Annotated in this window: 15 protein-coding genes; 9 read left to right on the top strand and 6 right to left on the bottom strand. The window is 72.5% G+C overall.

The genetic code is table 11. From position 1 onward, the window contains the following. Positions 1-2 precede the first annotated feature (2 nt). From CLT68_RS07355 to CLT68_RS07345, 3 genes are all read left to right on the top strand, one after another. On the top strand, positions 3-962 hold the full coding sequence (locus CLT68_RS07355) for a hypothetical protein (RefSeq protein WP_099849685.1): 960 nt from the start codon (positions 3-5) through the stop codon (positions 960-962). Further along, positions 959-2218 carry an adenylosuccinate synthetase gene (locus CLT68_RS07350; RefSeq protein WP_099849683.1) on the top strand — a complete coding sequence of 420 codons (1260 nt, stop codon included), beginning with the start codon at positions 959-961 and terminating at the stop codon, positions 2216-2218. Before CLT68_RS07355 ends, CLT68_RS07350 begins: the two co-directional genes overlap by 4 nt. Before the next feature lie 70 nt (positions 2219-2288). Continuing rightward, positions 2289-2906 carry a DedA family protein gene (locus CLT68_RS07345; RefSeq protein WP_099849681.1) on the top strand — a complete coding sequence of 206 codons (618 nt, stop codon included), beginning with the start codon at positions 2289-2291 and terminating at the stop codon, positions 2904-2906. Positions 2907-2931: 25 nt separating this feature from the next. On the opposite strand, the gene CLT68_RS07340 is transcribed toward CLT68_RS07345, so the two are convergent. Further along, positions 2932-3573, bottom strand: a complete 642-nt coding sequence (locus tag CLT68_RS07340) for a response regulator transcription factor (RefSeq protein WP_099849679.1) — start codon at positions 3571-3573, stop codon at positions 2932-2934. Beyond that, entirely contained in the window at positions 3570-4721 is a 1152-nt protein-coding gene (locus tag CLT68_RS07335; protein WP_099849677.1) for a histidine kinase, read from the bottom strand. Before CLT68_RS07335 ends, CLT68_RS07340 begins: the two co-directional genes overlap by 4 nt. Positions 4722-4891: 170 nt before the next feature. Between CLT68_RS07335 and CLT68_RS07330 the strand changes: the two genes are divergently transcribed. Further along, positions 4892-5536, top strand: coding sequence for a DedA family protein (locus CLT68_RS07330; RefSeq protein WP_486482096.1), 645 nt, complete (start codon positions 4892-4894; stop codon positions 5534-5536). A gap of 4 nt (positions 5537-5540) precedes the next feature. On the opposite strand, the gene CLT68_RS07325 is transcribed toward CLT68_RS07330, so the two are convergent. After that, complete coding sequence (locus CLT68_RS07325; protein WP_088950934.1) at positions 5541-6179, bottom strand: TetR/AcrR family transcriptional regulator; 639 nt, start codon at positions 6177-6179, stop codon at positions 5541-5543. A 68-nt stretch (positions 6180-6247) separates the two neighbouring features. Between CLT68_RS07325 and CLT68_RS07320 the strand changes: the two genes are divergently transcribed. The 3 genes from CLT68_RS07320 (at position 6248) to CLT68_RS07310 (ending at position 9675) form a co-directional block, all read left to right on the top strand. Further along, on the top strand, positions 6248-6700 hold the full coding sequence (locus tag CLT68_RS07320) for an SCP2 sterol-binding domain-containing protein (protein WP_088950933.1): 453 nt from the start codon (positions 6248-6250) through the stop codon (positions 6698-6700). A 1-nt stretch (position 6701) separates the two neighbouring features. Beyond that, positions 6702-7916: an acyl-CoA dehydrogenase family protein gene (locus tag CLT68_RS07315; RefSeq protein ID WP_088950932.1), complete on the top strand. Its 1215-nt coding sequence runs from the start codon at positions 6702-6704 to the stop codon at positions 7914-7916. Between the two features lie 196 nt (positions 7917-8112). Then, positions 8113-9675 carry an AMP-binding protein gene (locus CLT68_RS07310; RefSeq protein WP_099849675.1) on the top strand — a complete coding sequence of 521 codons (1563 nt, stop codon included), beginning with the start codon at positions 8113-8115 and terminating at the stop codon, positions 9673-9675. Between the two features lie 31 nt (positions 9676-9706). Here the strand turns inward: CLT68_RS07310 and purD are convergent, their stop codons facing one another. Together purD and CLT68_RS07295 are read right to left on the bottom strand one after the other, a co-directional pair. Further along, positions 9707-10957, bottom strand: a complete 1251-nt coding sequence (purD, locus tag CLT68_RS07305; protein ID WP_099849673.1) for a phosphoribosylamine--glycine ligase — start codon at positions 10955-10957, stop codon at positions 9707-9709. Between the two features lie 1174 nt (positions 10958-12131). Then, positions 12132-13421, bottom strand: a complete 1290-nt coding sequence (locus tag CLT68_RS07295; protein ID WP_088950929.1) for an adenylosuccinate synthase — start codon at positions 13419-13421, stop codon at positions 12132-12134. A gap of 124 nt (positions 13422-13545) precedes the next feature. Here CLT68_RS07295 and CLT68_RS07290 point away from each other — a divergent pair, with 124 nt between their 5' ends. Together CLT68_RS07290 and CLT68_RS07285 are read left to right on the top strand one after the other, a co-directional pair. Continuing rightward, positions 13546-14664 carry a hypothetical protein gene (locus CLT68_RS07290; protein ID WP_099849670.1) on the top strand — a complete coding sequence of 373 codons (1119 nt, stop codon included), beginning with the start codon at positions 13546-13548 and terminating at the stop codon, positions 14662-14664. A 93-nt stretch (positions 14665-14757) separates the two neighbouring features. Next, positions 14758-17016, top strand: coding sequence for a chromosome partitioning protein (locus tag CLT68_RS07285; RefSeq protein WP_099849668.1), 2259 nt, complete (start codon positions 14758-14760; stop codon positions 17014-17016). Between the two features lie 45 nt (positions 17017-17061). On the opposite strand, the gene CLT68_RS07280 is transcribed toward CLT68_RS07285, so the two are convergent. Continuing rightward, entirely contained in the window at positions 17062-17490 is a 429-nt protein-coding gene (locus CLT68_RS07280; RefSeq protein WP_088950926.1) for a DUF3151 domain-containing protein, read from the bottom strand. Positions 17491-17552 lie beyond the last annotated feature (62 nt).

Here is a 17552-nt window from a genome sequence, read left to right as displayed (position 1 = left end):
TCATGGGCAGTGGAATCTGGTCCACCGACGTGTACGACGCCGCCGACCGCTACCGCCGGTCCACCGGCAAGAGCGCCTTCTCCTACAGCGACAGCGGGGCGCGCACGGTGCACACCGCGCTCGACCCCCGCGACGGGATGCGCGAGAGCCGCGACTCCGACGAGCACCCCCGGTCGACGCCGGTCGCCGTGCTCTTCGACGTGACCGGCTCGATGCTCAAGGTGCCGCGTGTCCTGCAGACCAAGCTGCCGCAGCTGCTCGGGCTGCTGCAACGGCAGGGGTACGCCAGCGACCCGCAGATCATGTTCGGCGCGATCGGTGACGCCACCTGCGACCGGGTGCCGTTGCAGGTGGGCCAGTTCGAGTCGGACAACCGGATGGACGACGACCTCGGCCGGATCGTCCTCGAGGGCGGGGGCGGCGGGCAGATGAGCGAGTCGTACGAGCTGGCCATGTACTTCATGGCCCGGCGCACCGCCACCGACAACTGGGAGAAGCGCGGTCGGCGCGGCTACCTGTTCATCATCGGCGACGAGCTGGCGTACCCGCAGGTGAAGGCCCGGGAGGTGGCCCGTCTGATGGGCGACGACCTGACCGAGGACGTGCCGCTGCGGCAGATCTTCGACGAGGTGACCCGCCGCTGGGACACCTACTTCCTGCTCCCCGCCGGCAGCCACTACGCCGGCAACGCCAAGGTGCTCGACTTCTGGCGGAGCCTGCTCGGGCAGAACGCCGTGGTGCTCGACGACCTCGACGCCGTCTGCGAGGCCATCGCGCTCACCATCGGCCTCGGCGAGCAGGCCATCGACCTGGACGAGGGCCTGCGCCACCTGGACCACGCCGGTTCCAGCGCCACCGGCACCGTCTCGAAGGCACTGGCCCGCCTCGGCCGGGGACGGCGGGCCGAGGTGTCGACGCTGCCCGCGTTCACCGACACCACCGGTGGGGTGACCCGGCTGTGAGGCACGTGGCGGTGGTCGACCTCGGCTACGGGGACGCCGGCAAGGGCACGGTGGTGGACTGGCTCTGCGCCACCCGGCCCGTGCACACGGTGGTCCGCTTCAACGGGGGCGCGCAGGCGGCGCACAACGTCGTGCTGCGCGACGGGCGGCACCACACGTTCGCGCAGTTCGGCGCCGGCACGTTCCATCCCGGTGTCCGCACGCACCTGTCGCGGCACGTCGTGGTGGATCCGCTGGCGCTGGCCGCCGAGGCCGACCATCTCGCCACGGTCGGGGTGACCGACGCGCTCGACCGACTCACCGTCGACTCCGACGCGCTGCTCGCCACCCCGTACCACCGGGCCGCCAACCAGGCCCGGGAGATCGCCCGGGGAGCCGACCGGCACGGCTCCTGCGGGCTGGGGGTGGGCGAGACCGTCGCGTACGGTCTCGCCCACCCGGACGACGCGCCCCGGGTCGCCGACTGCCGCAGCCCAACGCTGCTGCGTCGCCGGTTGACCGCCCTGCGGGAGCGGCTGACCGCCGAGCTCGGCCCACTGGACGCGCCACCGGTCGAGGACTGCCTGCCCGCGTTCACCGGGTTCGCCGGGCGGGTCGCGATCGTCGACGGGAGCTGGCTCACCGGGGCGTTGCGCTCGGGGACCTGCGTCTTCGAGGGCGCGCAGGGGGTGCTGCTCGACGAGTGGCACGGCTTCCACCCGTACACGACGTGGAGCACCACCACGTTCGCCAACGCCGACGGCCTGCTCACCGAGGCGGGCCAGCCCCGCGCGACCCGGATCGGCGTGCTCCGGCTGGTCACCACCCGGCACGGGGCGGGCCCGCTGGTGACCGAGGACCCGACCCTGCCGCTGGCCGATCCACACAACCCGACGAACCCGTGGCAGGGCCGGTTCCGGTTCGGCCACTTCGACGCGGTCGCCCACCGGTACGCCCTCGCCGTTGCCGGTGGGGTTGACGGCCTGGCCCTGACCCACCTCGACCTCGCCGGCCCCGAGCTGCGGATCTGCCGCCGCTACGACACCACCGACCGGCTCACCCCGGGCCCACCCGGTGACCTGGACCGGCAGGCCGCGCTCACCGCCCGCCTGCTGCGCTCCCGCCCGCTCTACGACGACCCGCCAGCGGACTGGACGGAGGCGGTGTCCGCGGAGCTGGACGCACCGGTGGCGCTGACCTCGCACGGCCCCACCGCCGACGACAAGACCCCGCGCGGTCCGCTGCTCGCCCCGCCCGCCCTGGTGGGCGCGGCCTGACGCGCGGGACCGGAGGAGGTGATCCGCCGACTCGGCCACCGGGCCGGTCGCACCCGGCGAGCATGGGGGCATGGACTCCGCGCTCGACCTGCTCCGACAGCTGGTCACCTCACCATGGGTGTACCTGCTGATCTTCGGGCTCACGGCGGTCGACGCGTTCTTCCCGGCCGTACCCGGCGAGGCGGCCGTCATCACCGCCGCCGTGCTCTCCACCAGCGGCAACCCCAACCTGGCGCCGGTGATCGTCGCCGCCGCCGTGGGCGCGTGCGTCGGCGACCACGTGTCGTACGCCATCGGGCGTGGTGGTGGCGCGAACCGGCTCGCCGGGTTTCCCGACGGCAGCCGCCGACAGGCCAGCTCCGAGTGGGCCCGGCGCGCGCTGAACCGGCGCGGCGGGCTGATCCTGACCACCTCCCGCTACCTGCCGGGCGGCCGGACCGCGGTCACCCTCACCATGGGCGCGGTGCGGTATCCCCGCCGGTCGTTCCTTCTCTACGACGCGATCGCTACGGTCACCTGGGCCCTGTACTGCGGGCTGCTCGGCTACTTCGGTGGGCTGGCCTTCGAACGCCACCCCGTCAAGGGCGTCCTCGCTGGGATCGGCCTCTCGGTGATCGTCACGCTGGGCATCGAGGGCGTCCGGTGGCTGCGGCGCCGGGCGCACCGCCGCGCGGCCGCCCGCCACTGACCGGGTCAAACCGGCCTGCCACCCGTCACAGCAGGTCAGCGTCGTGCACCAGGATGGCCAGCTGCACCCGGTTGCCCGCCTGGAGTTTCGCCAGCGCCCGACTGACGTGTGCCTTCACGGTGGCCTCGCTCATCGTCAACCGTCGGGCGATCTCCGCGTTGCCGAACCCGCGCGCCACCTCCCGGACGATCTCCAGCTCGCGCGCGGTGAGTGGGGCGAGCCGTTGCCGCGCCGCGTCCCGACGGGCCGGACCACGCTCGGCGAACGAGCTGATCAGGCGTCGGGTCACCGTCGGGGCGAGCATCGCGTTCCCGGCGGCCACCGTACGGACGGCGGCGGCCAGCTCGCGGGGCGGAGTGTCCTTGAGCAGGAATCCCACCGCCCCGGCCCGGAGCGCCCGGTGCACGTACTCGTCGAGGTCGAAGGTGGTCAACATGATCACCTTCGGTCCGGCGGAGACGACCTCGGGCGCGACGGTCAGCCCGTCGACGCCCGGCATCCGCACGTCGAGCAGCACCACGTCGGGACGTAACCGGTGGGCCTGCTCCAGCGCGCCGGCACCGTCCGCCGCCTCACCGACGACAGTGATGTCCTCCGCCGCCTCCAGGATCAGCCGCAGACCGGCGCGAACCAGTTGCTCGTCGTCGACCACCACCACCCGGATCACGCCGCGCCCGCCACCGGGATCAGGGCCCGGACCAGAAACCCGCCGTCCACCGGCCTGGCCTCCAGTCGGCCGCCGACCAGCTCCACCCGCTCGCGCAGCCCGAGCAACCCCTGGCCGGCGCCGGGCAGCGCCGCCCCGCCCTCGGACGGACCGTTGCGGACCATCACCTCAAGCCCGTCGGGCAGGTAGTGCAGGCCGACGACCGTCTCGGCGTCGGCGGCGTGCTTGCGCACGTTCGTCAACGCCTCCCGGACCACCCGGTACGCGGTGCGCCCCAGGGTCGCCGGTAGTGCCGTCGGCACGCCCTCGTCTCGCCGGGACACCCGTAGCCCGGCGGCGCGGGACTCCCCGATCAGCTCGTCCAGCGCGTCGATCCCGCGCTCCGGCACCACGGCCGGGTCAGCCTGTCGCAGCACGCCCAGCACCTCGCGCAGGTCGGTGAGCGCCTGCCGACCGGTCGTCCGGATCAGCGCGGCAGCCTCGACGGTCGCCGGGTCCGCAGCGGTCACCTCCAGCGCCCCGGCATGCACGACCATCAACGAGACCCGGTGCGCCACCACGTCGTGCATCTCCCGGGCGATCCTGGTCCGTTCCTCGGCACGGGCCCGGTCGGCGCGGGCCTCCTGCTCGCGTTCCAGTCGCTCGGCCCGGTCCCGCAGTGCGGCGAGAGTGTCCCGGCGCGCCCGCACCCAGAGGCCGAAGACCAACGGGAGGCCGATCAGACAGGCGGCGAGAAGCAGCACGTTGCCGGTGCTGGCGGTGGTGATCCGGCGTGTGCCGCCCACTTCCAGCCCGACCAGCACCCCACCGGCGAGCACCAGGGCCGCGCCGGCGAGGAAGCCGGCGAGCCGTCGACCACGCAGTCGCAGACCCGCCTGGTACGAGGCGACCACCCCGGCCGCCGCGGCGGCGAGCACCAGCCAGCCCACCGCCGCAGCCAGGAACAACGGCCAACGGCGCGTGCGGATCGTCCCGGCGGCCCACCCCGAGGCCACCGCGAGGAACAGCGCGACAACGCCCGGCAGCGGCGAACGGACGCCGATGTCACCGGTCGAGCTGGCCCAGACGGCTGCCGCGACGGTGACGGCGAGCAGCACGGAGGCGTACCGCTGGACGGCCCGCCGGACGGCGACGGCGCTGGAGGCCACGCAGCGAGCTTAGGGCTCAGCGGACGGCCCGAGCCGTTCCGCGCAGCCAGACCGGGGTGGGGTGAGGGATGACCCCTAGCCGCCGTCGGGGCCGGATGCGACCTAAGTAGTGGTGCCCGTCTGACCACTGGCCGATGGCGGGAGCCGCCGCCCACACCAGCATCAGGATCATGGATCTACTCGACCTGCTGCACGAGACGATGTCCTCGCCCTGGGTGTACCTGGCGATCTTCGCGATCGCGGTGCTCGACGGCTTCTTCCCGGTGGTGCCGAGCGAGACGGCGGTGATCACCGCTGGAGTCTTCGCAGCCTCCGGCGCGCCGTACCTGCCGGCCGTGATCCTGGTGGCTGCCGCCGGAGCGCTGGTGGGTGACCACGTCTCGTACGCCATCGGGCGGGGCGGTGGCGCGCGGCTGCTCGACCGGCTGCCGCCCGACGGTCGACGCCGGGCCGCCATCGACTGGGCCCGGCGGGGAATCGCGACGCGCGGCGGGCTGATCCTCACCGTGGCCCGCTATGTGCCGGGCGGCCGGACCGCTGTCACCCTCACCATGGGGGCGGTGCACTATCCCCGCCGACGCTTCCTGGCCTTCGACGCGCTGGCCGCCGGCTCGTGGGGGCTCTACTCGGCGCTGGTCGGCTACGTGGGCGGGCTGGCCTTCGAACAGGACCCGTTGCGCGGACTCCTGCTCGGCCTGGGCCTCGCACTGACGGTGACGCTGATCGTCGAGGTGGTCCGTTGGCTGCGCAACCGCCGCCGATCCGCGCGGCCGGCACCGGTGACCGCGCCGCTGGGTCGGACCCCGGTGCGGTGACCGGTCAGTCGACCGGTGGGCGCCAGGTCGCTCCGTGCAGGAGCTGGGCGGCGCCGAGCCAGGCCACGTTCATCATCCGGGTGGCCGTCTTCTCCGGGTCGGCGTCCGGGTGGTCCGCGAGCCAGTCGGCCAGCGACTCGGTCGCGCCGACCAGGGCGTACGCGACGACTTCCAGGTCGACGGCGGTGATCTCACGGCCCTCGGCTCGCAGCGCGTGGTCGAGCATCCCGGCGACCACCTCGACGAGCCGAGCCCGCATCGCGGCCAGCTCCCCGGCGAACGGCTGCTCGCCCCGGGCCTGCCGGTAGAGCACCGCCCAGCCGTCCCGGTATGCGCCCACGAAGCCGAAGAACGCCCGTAACCCACGCCAGAGCCGCTCGTCGGCCGGCAGGTCGGGGGCGGCGGCTCCCGCGATGGCCTGCATCATCCGGGTGCCCTCCCGGTGCAGGCAGGCGACGAAGAGCTCCTCCTTGGTGCCGAGGTACGCGTACACCATGGGCTTGGAGATGCCGGCGTCCTCCGCGATCTCGTCCATGCTGGCGGCGTGGAACCCGCGACGGGAGAAGACCTTCACGGCCGCGTCGAGCATCTGCTGCTCGCGGACGGCGCGTGGCAGGCGCTTGAAGGCGGGGACGGTGGACACCTTGCGAGCATACCTACTCGTGCGTAGGGTTACGCACGAGTAGCCAAATCTTCCGGAAGGCACACCTGATGACTGACTTCGACCCGGCCACCTTCGCCAACGTCGGCCCCAAGGAGTTCGCCCAGCTGGTCAAGTCCACCCCGGACGACAAGATCGCTCAGGTGATGTCCGGTGACATGCGCGACAAGGTCCTGGGCGAGGTGTTCGGCCGCATGCCGTCGCTGTTCCGCGCGGACCGGGCCGGCTCGACCAACGCGGTCATCCACTGGGTCATCACCGGTCGCCCCGACGGCGGCAGCGACACCTACGAGGTGGTCATCGCCGACGGCGCGTGCGTCGTGAACGAGACTCCGCAGCACGACCCGAAGCTGAGCCTCACCATGGGGCCGGTCGAGTTCCTGAAGATCGTCTCCGGTGGCGCCAACCCGGTGATGATGTTCATGACCGGCAAGCTGAAGGCGAAGGGCGACCTCGGCCTCGCCGCCAACATCGCCAACCTGTTCGACATCCCCAAGGCCTGACATGGCTGAGTTCTCGCTTGACCTGAATGAGGAACAGCGGGATCTACGCGACTGGGTGCACGGCTTCGCCGCCGAGGTCGTGCGCCCGGCCGCCGCCGAGTGGGACGAGCGCGAGGACACCCCGTGGCCGGTGATCCAGGAAGCCGCCAAGGTCGGCCTCTACGGCTTCGAGTTCCTCGCCACCTGCTGGGCCGACCCGACCGGGCTCTCCCTGCCGATCGCCAGCGAGGAACTCTTCTGGGGTGACGCCGGCATCGGCCTCTCCATCTTCGGCACCTCACTCGCCGTCGCCGCCATCTACGGCGCCGGCACCCCCGACCAGATGGTCGAGTGGGTGCCACAGTGCTTCGGCGACGTCGACTCACCGGCCGTCGCCGCGTTCTGCACCAGCGAACCCGAGGCCGGCTCCGACGTCGGCGCGATGCGCACCCGGGCCGTCTACGACGAGGCCACCGACGAGTGGGTGCTCAACGGCCAGAAGGCGTACGCCACCAACGGCGGGATCGCCGGCGTGCACGTGGTCACCGCCTCCGTCGACCCCACCCTCGGCTCCCGAGGCCAGGCGGCGTTCGTCGTACCGCCGGGCACCCCCGGCCTGGCCGCCACCCGCAAGCTGCGCAAACTCGGCCTCCGCGCGTCACACACCGCCGACGTCTTCCTCGACGACGTACGCGTGCCCGGCCGCTGCCTGCTCGGTGGGCGGGACGCCCTGCTGGAACGCCTCGACCGGGCCCGCTCCGGGCAGCGGGCCAGCGGACAGGCCGCGATGCGGACGTTCGAGCTGTCGCGACCCACGGTGGGCGCGCAGGCGCTCGGCGTGGCCCGGGCCGCCTACGAGTACGCCCTGGACTACGCGAAGGACCGGGTCCAGTTCGGACGGCCCATCATCGAGAACCAGGCGGTCGCGTTCGCGCTGGCCGACATGCGGATGGAAATCGACGCGGCACGGCTGCTCGTCTGGCGCGCCTCGTGGATGGGCCGCAACAACCGCCCGTTCACCGCGGGCGAGGGCTCGATGTCCAAGCTCAAGGCCGGCGAGGTGGCGGTGTCGGTCACCGAGAAGGCGGTGCAGTTGCTCGGCGGGGCCGGCTTCCTGCGCGACCACCCGGTCGAGCGCTGGTACCGGGACGCCAAGATCTACACCATCTTCGAGGGCACCTCGGAAATCCAACGACTGGTGATCTCCCGAGCCATCTCCGGGATGCAGATCCGCTGACCGCCGCCGGCCCGGCGCCTCTTCAAGGGGGGTCGGGCCGACGGTGGCCCGGACTCCACGATCTGTGCCGTCTTCGTCACCCCGCGCCGACGCCAACTGGGCCTTCAGCCGCCCCCAGTGCATGATCAAGGAAGAAGCCCTGATGGACGGGCAGGCCACTGCCCCGTCCGCGCACCACCCCTAGGAGGTCTGCGGCATGGACCTGCCGTTCACCGTCGCCACCCTGACCCGTCGCGGACTGCTCACCCCCGGCAACCCGGTCCGAGTCGCCGCGCAACTCAACGCCCTGCGTACCTGGGGGTGGAGCCTGGCTGGCGAATTGCGCCAGGCGGCCGCCCGGGATCCCGGCCGGACGGCGGTCATCGACGAGGACGGCGTCGAGCTGACCTACCACGACCTGCTCGACCGGGCCGAACGGATGGCCAGGTCGATGCGGGCCGGGCACGGCGTGCAGGCCGGCGACCGGATCGGCGTGCTCTGCCGCAACCACCACGGGCTGATCGAGACGATCGTCGCCGCCACCCTGCTCGGCGTCGACGCGGTGCTGGTCAACACCGGGCTCTCCGCGGCCCAGCTCGGCACCATCGCCGAGGAGCAACAGCTGCGGCTGCTGGTGCACGACGACGAGTTCGCCGAGCGGGTCCTCGGACTCCCCGCCGAGCTGCCCCGGCTCGACGAACGCGCCCGCGAGGAGCTGGTGGCCGGCGCGCTGCCGGGCGACCTGCGCCCGCCGGAGCAGGACGGCCGGATCATCGTGCTCACATCCGGCACCACCGGTACGCCCAAGGGCGCCCGTCGTCGCACGCCGAAAGGCTTCGGCCCACTGGTCTCCATCATCGGCCGCATCCCGCTGCACACCAGGACCCGGGTGATGATCGCCGCACCGATCTTCCACACCTGGGGATTCGCCGCCCTCCAGGTCTGCCTGGCCCTGCGGGCCACCATCGTGCTGCACCGACGCTTCGACCCGGCCGCCACACTCGCCGCCCTGACCGCCAACCGCTGCGACGCGCTGTTCGCCGTGCCCGTGATGGTGCAGCGACTGATGGAGGTGCCCCCGCCGGACCCGCGCCCCCCGCTCAAGGTCGTCGCCGTCAGCGGCTCCGCCCTGCCCGGCGGGCTGGCGCCGAAGTTCATGGATGCCTATGGCGACGTCCTGTACAACCTCTACGGCTCCACCGAGGTCTCCTGGGCGTCCATCGCCGGCCCGCAGGACCTGCGCCAGGCACCCACCACCGCCGGTCGGCCGCCGCACGGCACCCGGCTGGAAATGCTCGACGACGACGGCCGGCCGGTGCCGACCGGACGGGTCGGGCGGATCTTCGTCGGCAACGAGATGCTCTTCGAGGGCTACACCTCCGGTACCAGCCGGGAAACCCGCGACGGTCTGCTCGACACCGGCGACCTCGGCCGGCTCAACGCCGACGGGCTGCTCTTCGTCGACGGACGGGCCGACGACATGATCGTCTCCGGTGGTGAGAACGTCTTCCCCTCCGAAGTGGAGGATCTGCTCGCCCAACTGCCGCAGGTCCGCGAAGTGGCCGTGATCGGCGTACCCGACCCCGAGTACGGCCAGCGCCTGTCCGCGTTCCTCGCCCTGCACCCCGACGAGACGCTCGATCCCGATGCGGTACGCGAGTACGTCCGGCGCTATCTCGCGCGCTTCAGCGTCCCCCGGGACGTGATCTTCGTGAAATACCTGCCCCGAAACGCCACCGGCAAGGTGCTCACCCGCGAACTGCGCCGCTACTTCGGCTGAGGTGCCGCCCAGCCGTCGGCCCGGCGGCTGCTCAGCCCGGAATCGTGATCCGGCCGTCGATGGCGGCGGCGGCGATGTCGGTGCGGTGCTGCGAGCCGGCCAACTCCACCCCGTCCACCAGCGCGTACGCGGCGTCCCGCGCGGCGGCCAGGTCGGAGCCGGTGGCCGTACCGCAGAGGACCCTGCCGCCGGCGGAGAGCAACGCGCCGTCGCCGGCCCGGCGGGCGGTGCCCGCGTGGATGATGCCCGGCCGGTCCGCGCCGGTGATGACGTCGCCGGTACGCGGCGAGGCCGGATAGCCAGCGGAGGCGAGCACCACGGTGACAGCGCTGCCGTCCCGCCATCGCAGCGGCGGATGCTCGGCCAGCGTGCCGGTGGCCGACGCGTGCAGCAGCCCGCCCAGCGGGGTCCCCAGCAACGCGAGCACCACCTGGGTCTCGGGGTCACCGAAGCGCGCGTTGAACTCGATCACCCGGGGGCCGGCGGCGGTGATCGCGAGCCCGACGTAGAGCAGACCAGCGAACGGGGTGCCCCGGCGGCGCATCTCCGCGAGCGTCGGGTGGACCACGTCGCGCATGACGTCGTCGACCAGGCCGGGAGGTGCCCATGCCAGCGGCGCGTACGCCCCCATGCCACCGGTGTTCGGCCCCGTGTCGCCGTCGCCGAGGCGCTTGAAGTCCTGAGCCGGCAGCAGCGGCAGCGCCGCCTCACCGTCGGTCACCACGAAGAGGCTGACCTCCGGGCCGTCGAGGAACTCCTCGACCACGACCCGTCCACACTCGTTCGCGTGGGCCAGCGCGGCGGACCGGTCGTCGGTCACCACCACGCCCTTGCCTGCGGCGAGTCCGTCGTCCTTCACCACGTACGGGGCACCGAACTCGTCCAGCGCCCGAGCGGTGCTCTCCTCGTCCGTGCAGACGTACGCCTGAGCGGTCGGTACGCCGGCAGCGGTCATCACGTCCTTGGCGAACGCCTTGGAGCCCTCCAGCTGCGCGGCAGCACCGGATGGACCGAAGACGGCGATCCCCTTGGCGCGGACAGCATCGGCAACCCCGGCGACCAGCGGCGCCTCCGGCCCGATCACCACCAGGTCAGCGGCAGTCTCCACGGCCAGCGCCGCCACGGCGTCCGGATCGGAAGCGTTCACCGTCCGCAGCTCAGCCACCGAGGCGATCCCGGGATTACCAGGCGCGGCAACAACCGCGGAAACAGCCGGATCCGCCACCAACCCGAGGGCGAGCGCATGCTCCCGCCCACCACCACCAACCAACAGAACCCGCACGACCGAGATCCTACTGTCCCCCACCCGAACCCCGGTCGACCGCCGTCATGCGCCCCACCCCACCACCGCCACCCCCCACCGCCGGCGGCAATCGCTTGGCGGACCGTATGGGGTATGTAGGTGGGGTGCAGGGTGTCCTGCCAGGTGAAGCGGAGGATGGTCCAGCCAGCATTGACCAGGCGATTCTGGCGACGACGATCGGCAAAGGCCGCCGCCAAAGTGCCGTGCGCGTCGCGACCATCCGCTTCGGCGATCACTCTGGGGCCGCGCCAACCCAGATCGCCAATGCCGAGCAGGTATCCGTCTTCGTCGCGTACTTCCAGCTGGAGGGTGTCTGGCGGAACGCGCCCGTCAATGCATCGGAGTCGGCTACGCGTCTCCAGCGGCGACTGCGCACGTCCGTCCGCTTCGGTCAGGTAGGAGCGGGCCGCAACCGCACCTCGCCGCCCCCGGATGAGTCTCTGGACCGCCGCCAGTTCCGCTGGATCGATACGACGCTGGTTCAGCGCCGAATCGAGGACCGAGACCGCGGGATACCGACCAACCCGCAGAACGACATCCGAGACGGTGCGGAGTGGAGATGTCGCCCGGATGCCAGCAACCTCACCGATGTCGTCAGGACCGACGGTCATTTGATGCACGTTCAGCCATGGCGCCAGAGCGCGCTGGGGCCGGTGCCGGCCGGCCGGCACCGAGACGTGGACCTGCGGGGCCCGCCAGAGGCCTGCGATCCCGTGCAACTCCAGCGCAGTGTCCAGAACAGCGAAGGCACCTGGGCCGAGGCTGACGACTGCGGCGCGGATCCGCGCGCTACGCCGTGTCGATTCACTCAGCTCGGCGTCCGGCACGAAGCAGCCGCGCAGAATCCGTCGCCACCTGCCGGAACGGTGCAGCTGTCGGACCTGGTCCCTGGTAAGGCCGGCGCGCAACGCCTGGCCCAGGGTGATCATCCCGTCCTGCCTGGCCGCGATATGACGAAGAAGCTGGTGTGGTCCCACCCCCACACCCTGCCCACCCACCCCATCCGACCGAAGCCCTTGTGGATAACCCTCGCACTCCTGTGGATAACCCTCGATCAGCCCAGGTGATCAAGAGGTTTCCGTCAATTTCACACGGATTCCTGACGCAAACTTCTTGATCACCGGGGTCGAGGGGTGCGAAGCAGGGTCCGCGGTTAGGGGAGGAGGGGGTGGAGGACCACGTTTTCGTCTCGGCCTGGGCCTACGCCTACGACGCTCACCTTGGCGTTGCAGAGTTCCTCTACCCGGGCGATGTAGCGGCGGGCATTCTCCGGCAGATCGGCGGCCGTCCGCGCCTTGGTGATGTCTTCCCACCAGCCGTCGAGCTCCTCGTAGACGGGCTTGGCGTGGTGGAAGTCCGTCTGGCTCATCGGCATGTCGTCGACCCGGACGCCGTTGATCTCGTAGCCGACGCAGATCGGCACCTTGGGCATGCCGGTGAGCACGTCCAGCTTGGTGATGACCAGGTCGGTGACACCGTTGAGGCGGCAGGCATACCGGGCGACGACCGCGTCGAACCACCCGCACCGGCGCTCCCGCCCGGTGGTCGTGCCGTACTCCGCGCCGATCTTGCGCAGGTGGTCACCGTTGGCGTCGAACAACTCGGTCGGGAACGGCCCCGCGCCGACCCGGGTGGTGTACGCCTTGCTCACCGCGATGACCTTGCTGATCGCGGTCGGCGGGATGCCGGCACCCACGCAGGCACCACCGGCGGTCGGGTTCGACGAGGTCACGAAGGGGTACGTGCCGTGGTCCATGTCGAGCATGGTGGCCTGGGCACCCTCCAGCAGGACCGTCTCGTCCCGGTCCAGCGCGTCCCAGAGCATCGCCCGGGTCTCCGCGATGTACGGCTTGAGCCGCTCCGCGTACGCCAGGTACTCCTCGACGGTCGCCTCAAGGTCGATCGCCTTGCGGTTGTAGACCTTGAACAGGATCTGGTTCTTCTCGCGCAGCGCGAGTTCCAGCTTCTTGCGCAGGATGCCCGGGTCGAGCAGGTCCTGCAGGCGGATGCCGATCCGGGCGACCTTGTCGCCGTACGCCGGGCCGATGCCCCGGCCTGTGGTGCCGATCCGGGACGAGCCGAGGTAGCGCTCGATCACCCGGTCCAGCGCCCGGTGGTGCGGCATGATCAGGTGCGCGTCACCGGAGATCCGCAGTCGGGACACGTCGACGCCGCGCTCGGCCAGGCCGTCGATCTCGGCGAGCAGCACCTTCGGGTCGACCACCACACCGTTGCCGATGACGATCATCGCGTTCGGCGAGAGCGCTCCGGACGGCATCAGGTGCAGCGCGTACTTCTGGCCGTCCGGGGTGATCACCGTGTGGCCGGCGTTGTTGCCGCCGGAGTAGCGCACGACGTAGTCGACCCGCTCACCCAGCAGGTCGGTAACCTTGCCCTTGCCCTCGTCGCCCCACTGAGCGCCGAGGAGCACGATCGCTGGCATCTTTTCCGCCTCCAGAAGGCTCGGGTGCCAGGTGGCGACCGGTTGGCGAGCCCGGGGTGTCAGGTTAACAAGTAATGACGGCGCGGCCGGCAGGGGTCGCGTCGAGAGGCAGGAGGCTCCTTCCGTGTACGACGTGGTGCTGCTCACCCTCGGTTCGGAGCGGGACGCTCCCGGGGGCTGTGGCAGCGGCGGGGCCTGCTGCGGCGGTGCGGCCGAGACCGCCACCGACCCGACGAGCCAGACCGACAACGGCCAGACCGACACCAGCTCGACGAGCCAGACCGAGACCGGCCAGGCCGACACCAACCAGGCCGACGCCAGTCAGGCACCCCGGGCTGAGGCCGGCGGTGACACCGAGCGGTGCGCCACCGAGCGGCCACGGGTGCCGGTGCTGGCCTGCGCCGACGCCCTGAACGCCCGAGGCGCCCGGGTGGAGATGGTCACCGCCCGCTCGGACGCGGAGATCGACGCGGTGCTGGCGCGGCTCGACGGGCCGGTCCGCCCGGACGGGCTCACCTGGCCGGACCCGGACGGCAAGACCCGGCTGGTCGTCGCGACGGCCAACGACGGGCAGTTGCGCGCCGTGCTGCGCCGGCTGGTCCGGCGGTACGCCCCGGCGCCGAGCAAGCGCCCCGCGGATCTGCCCGGCAACCGGACTCTGCCCGACCTGCCGCCGGTGGGCGTACTCCCGCTCGACCCGGCCCGTGGCGGCACCCACCGCGACCTGGCCGCGCAGCTCGGGCTGCCCCGTGACCCGGCGGTGGTGGCCGCCGCGGTGTTGGACGGCACGCCGCGCCGACTGGACCTGCTGCGCAACGACGGTGGTTCGGTGACGCTGGACGGTGCGTTGCTCGGTGCCGCCGACGACGCCGGGCGGCCGCTGCACTGGCGGGCTCGGGTGGAGGTCGACGACGCCATCCTCACCGACGGTGACGAGCCCCTGCTGGCCTGCGCGGTCGCCAACGCCGGCGGCTACGCGACGCTCGACGACGTCACGCTGCTGACCGCACCGGACCCGGCCGACGGCCAGGTCGAGGTCGCGGTTGCCGTGCCGGTGGTCGTCCGCTCGGCGTTCGGCCGCAAACGGGTACGTCTCGAAGTTCGGCGGGCCCGTGGCCGGGCGGTTTCGGTGCTGCCCAGGGAGGGGAAGGTGCCGTACCTCGACGATGGTGTCGAGGGCGAGCTGACCCGGAAGCGTTCCTGGTGGGTCGAGCCGGGCGCCTGGGCGGTCTGGTCGATCTGACCTCGACGGCGCGAAGCGACCGACCTCGGCTGCGCCGCCCGCCCCTCGGGGGCGGATGCGCCTATCCTCGCAGGAGGACTGGGGAGGGCCCTAATGGACGAGAACGCCGACCGGGCGCAGGTGCACGGCCAGCAGCCGGTGCCGGAGCGGGACATCGAACCACTCTGGCCACCGGATCCGACCGACCGGGGCGCGGGGACCGTCGTACCGCCCTGGGCGGCGGTCGCCGAGCAGCGGGGCGCGCCGTCGTCGGCCGCCCCCGGGCCGGTTACGCCGCCGGTGGCGGCCCCGCCGATCAACCGGCCGCCGGTCCCCGGACAGCCCGGAGCTGCCCCGCTGCCGCCACCCTCGCCGTCCGACTACCCGTCGCTGAGCGGTGCCGTTCCGGCACCCGGGGGTTGGGGCGCTGGCGGCCCGGCCGGCGGAGGGTCGGGCTGGGGGCCGCCGCAGCCGAGTTGGCCACCAGCGGCCGCTCCGACCGCCGCGACGACGCCGCCCGGTCCACCGGCGACGGGCACGCCACCGGCGACGGGCACGCCACCGGCAACGGGCACGCCGCCGGTGGGCAACGCTCCGGCGAGCAACGGCGTCCCGGGCGGCACCGGGGTTCCTCCGGCACCGAACACAGCCTTCGGGACGACGGACAGCCGAGCCGAGAGGGCGAGCACCGCAGCCGGCGCGACGCAGGCGCAGCCAGGTGACCGCGGTACGGCCGCCGTCCCCGCCCCGCCGGTCAACCCGGGCGGTGTCGACCTGGACCTGCCGTTCACCCTGGACAACCCCACCGCAGGTGCCCCGCCCACCGGCCGCGCCACCGTGCCAGGGCCCACCGTGCCAGAGCCCACCGGCCGCACCGCCGCGGCAGAGCCCACTGCTGCGGGCCCCGCCCCGGCAGCTCCTGCGACGCCGGAGTCCGCGACGGCCGGACCAGCGCCGCAGGCTGGCGGGACCGGCGAGGACGGGCCCGCTGGTGGAGCGGCACGGCCGGCCAGCGAGTCGCCGTGGGCGTATCCGCCGCAACGGCCGGCCGGCGCAGCCGCACCGACCCACGACGAGGGCCCCACCGCGACGCCCCCGATCCCGGCCCCGCCGCAGCCGCACTCCGGCGTCCCGCAGGCCGGCCCAGGGCAGGCCGGTCAGTCCGGTCAGGTCGGCCAGGCGTTCGACCCGGCGATTCCCGGTCAGGCCGGCCCGACGCCGATCCCGCCTCCACCCGACCTGACGCAGTTCAGCAACCTGCCGCCGCAGGTTCCCCAGCAGGCCGCACCGCCCGGGCCGTTCCCGCCGTCCCCTGGCTGGTACCCCCCGCCGTGGCAGCAGGGCCCGCCCGGCGTACCTCCTGGTCAGCCTTACCAGGAGGCCGAGGGGGTGGCCCAGGTGCCGACCACCGGATACCCGGACGCGAGCTGGACGCCGGAGTCCACGGCGGTGCCGACCGCCGAGGACTTCAGCAAGCGTCGACAGGTCCGGCCCGCCGACCCGGTGGCGACCATGGGCGTACGCGCGGTGGTCAACAAGATGGGGCTGCTCCGGCTCTCTCCCGGGCGGCACGAGCAGGAGCTCAAGCGGGACATCGAGATGGTGCGCCGCAACTTCGGCGGGCTGCGGCAGGTGACCGTGGTCAACCCGAAGGGCGGCGCCGGTAAGACGGTGGCCATCCTGCTGCTCGCGATGACGTTCGGTCAAAAGCGCGGTGGCTACGTGCTGGCGTGGGACAACAACGAGACCCAGGGCACCCTGGGGATGCGCGCCCAGCAGGACTTCCACTCCCGCACTGTGCGGGACATGCTGCGTGACCTCGGTCAGTTCCAGGGCGCGCACGGGCGGGTCGGCGACCTGTCGCAGTACGTGCGCTCGCAGGGCGAGGGGATGTTCGACGTCCTGGCCTCGGACGAGTCGGCCACGGGCGGCGAGATGTTGACCGCGGCCGCGTTCGCCGAGATCCGCGAGGTGGTCAGCCGGTTCTACAAACTGATCTTCGTGGACACCGGCAACAACGTGCGGGCGCAGAACTGGCAGGCCTCGATGGACGCCACCGACCAGTTGGTGGTCACCATGTCGGCCCGTAACGACTCGGCGGAGACTGCCGCCCGGATGCTCGACCACCTGGAGCAGAGCGGCCGGCAACGGCTGGTCCGCCAGGCGGTGACTGTGGTGTCGATGCCGCCGTCCCGCAAGGAGATCGACCTGCCGGCCATCCAGGAGCACTTCGCGGCCCGCACCCGGGCGGTGCTGCTGGCCCCGTACGAGCGGCTCATCGACACGGGTGAGCCGATCCGGTACGGCGGGCTCTCCTCGGCCACCCGGGACGCCTGGCTGAAGATCGCCGCCGCGGTTGCCGAAGGGCTGTGAGCCTCCAACGGCCGGCCCGATGTCGGGCCGGCCGTCGGATCAGGGTCAGTTGCTCGCGAGCGCGTCCGCCGCCGCCGGGTCGCAGTCACGCAGGAACTGGGCGCAGCGGGCTGCCTCGTCGGCCTCGCCGATCTCGTCCGCAGCTCGGGACAGCACGTAGAGGCAGCGGAGGAAGCCCCGGTTGGGCTCGTTCGACCACGGCACCGGGCCGTGCCCCTTCCACCCGCTGCGGCGCAGCTGGTCGAGGCCCCGGTGGTAGCCGGTGCGCGCGTAGGCGTACGCGGTCACGACCTGGCCCTGCGCGAAGGACCGGGCCGCGAGCTCCGCCCAGGCCGCGCTGTAGGTGGGAAAGCCGGCCGCCACGCTGGCGAACGCCTCATCGGTGCCGGCCTCCTCGGCGGCAGCCAGGGCGGCGTCGGCCTCGTTGTTCGCGGGCAGGCGGGTGGCCGGTGGCTCTGGCAAAAGGTTCTGCATCGCCCCATTCAACCCGCTGGACAGGGCGACACGCGAGCGGGTCGGCCGACACGTCCCGCTGA

Source organism: Micromonospora sp. CNZ299 (genome assembly GCF_002754415.1).
Note: the sequence above shows the minus strand (reverse complement) of the source record. Positions and strands in the feature narration are given on the sequence as shown.

What these genes read in the sequence shown, in the direction of transcription:
- CLT68_RS07355 (WP_099849685.1), top strand. Translation starts at nt 3, where the DNA reads ATGGGCAGTGGAATCTGGTCCACCGACGTGTACGACGCCGCCGACCGC.
- CLT68_RS07345 (WP_099849681.1), top strand. Translation starts at nt 2,289, where the DNA reads ATGGACTCCGCGCTCGACCTGCTCCGACAGCTGGTCACCTCACCATGG.
- CLT68_RS07330 (WP_486482096.1), top strand. Translation starts at nt 4,892, where the DNA reads ATGGATCTACTCGACCTGCTGCACGAGACGATGTCCTCGCCCTGGGTG.
- CLT68_RS07320 (WP_088950933.1), top strand. Translation starts at nt 6,248, where the DNA reads ATGACTGACTTCGACCCGGCCACCTTCGCCAACGTCGGCCCCAAGGAG.
- CLT68_RS07315 (WP_088950932.1), top strand. Translation starts at nt 6,702, where the DNA reads ATGGCTGAGTTCTCGCTTGACCTGAATGAGGAACAGCGGGATCTACGC.
- CLT68_RS07310 (WP_099849675.1), top strand. Translation starts at nt 8,113, where the DNA reads ATGGACCTGCCGTTCACCGTCGCCACCCTGACCCGTCGCGGACTGCTC.
- CLT68_RS07295 (WP_088950929.1), bottom strand. Translation starts at nt 13,421, where the DNA reads ATGCCAGCGATCGTGCTCCTCGGCGCTCAGTGGGGCGACGAGGGCAAG.
- CLT68_RS07285 (WP_099849668.1), top strand. Translation starts at nt 14,758, where the DNA reads ATGGACGAGAACGCCGACCGGGCGCAGGTGCACGGCCAGCAGCCGGTG.
- CLT68_RS07280 (WP_088950926.1), bottom strand. Translation starts at nt 17,490, where the DNA reads ATGCAGAACCTTTTGCCAGAGCCACCGGCCACCCGCCTGCCCGCGAAC.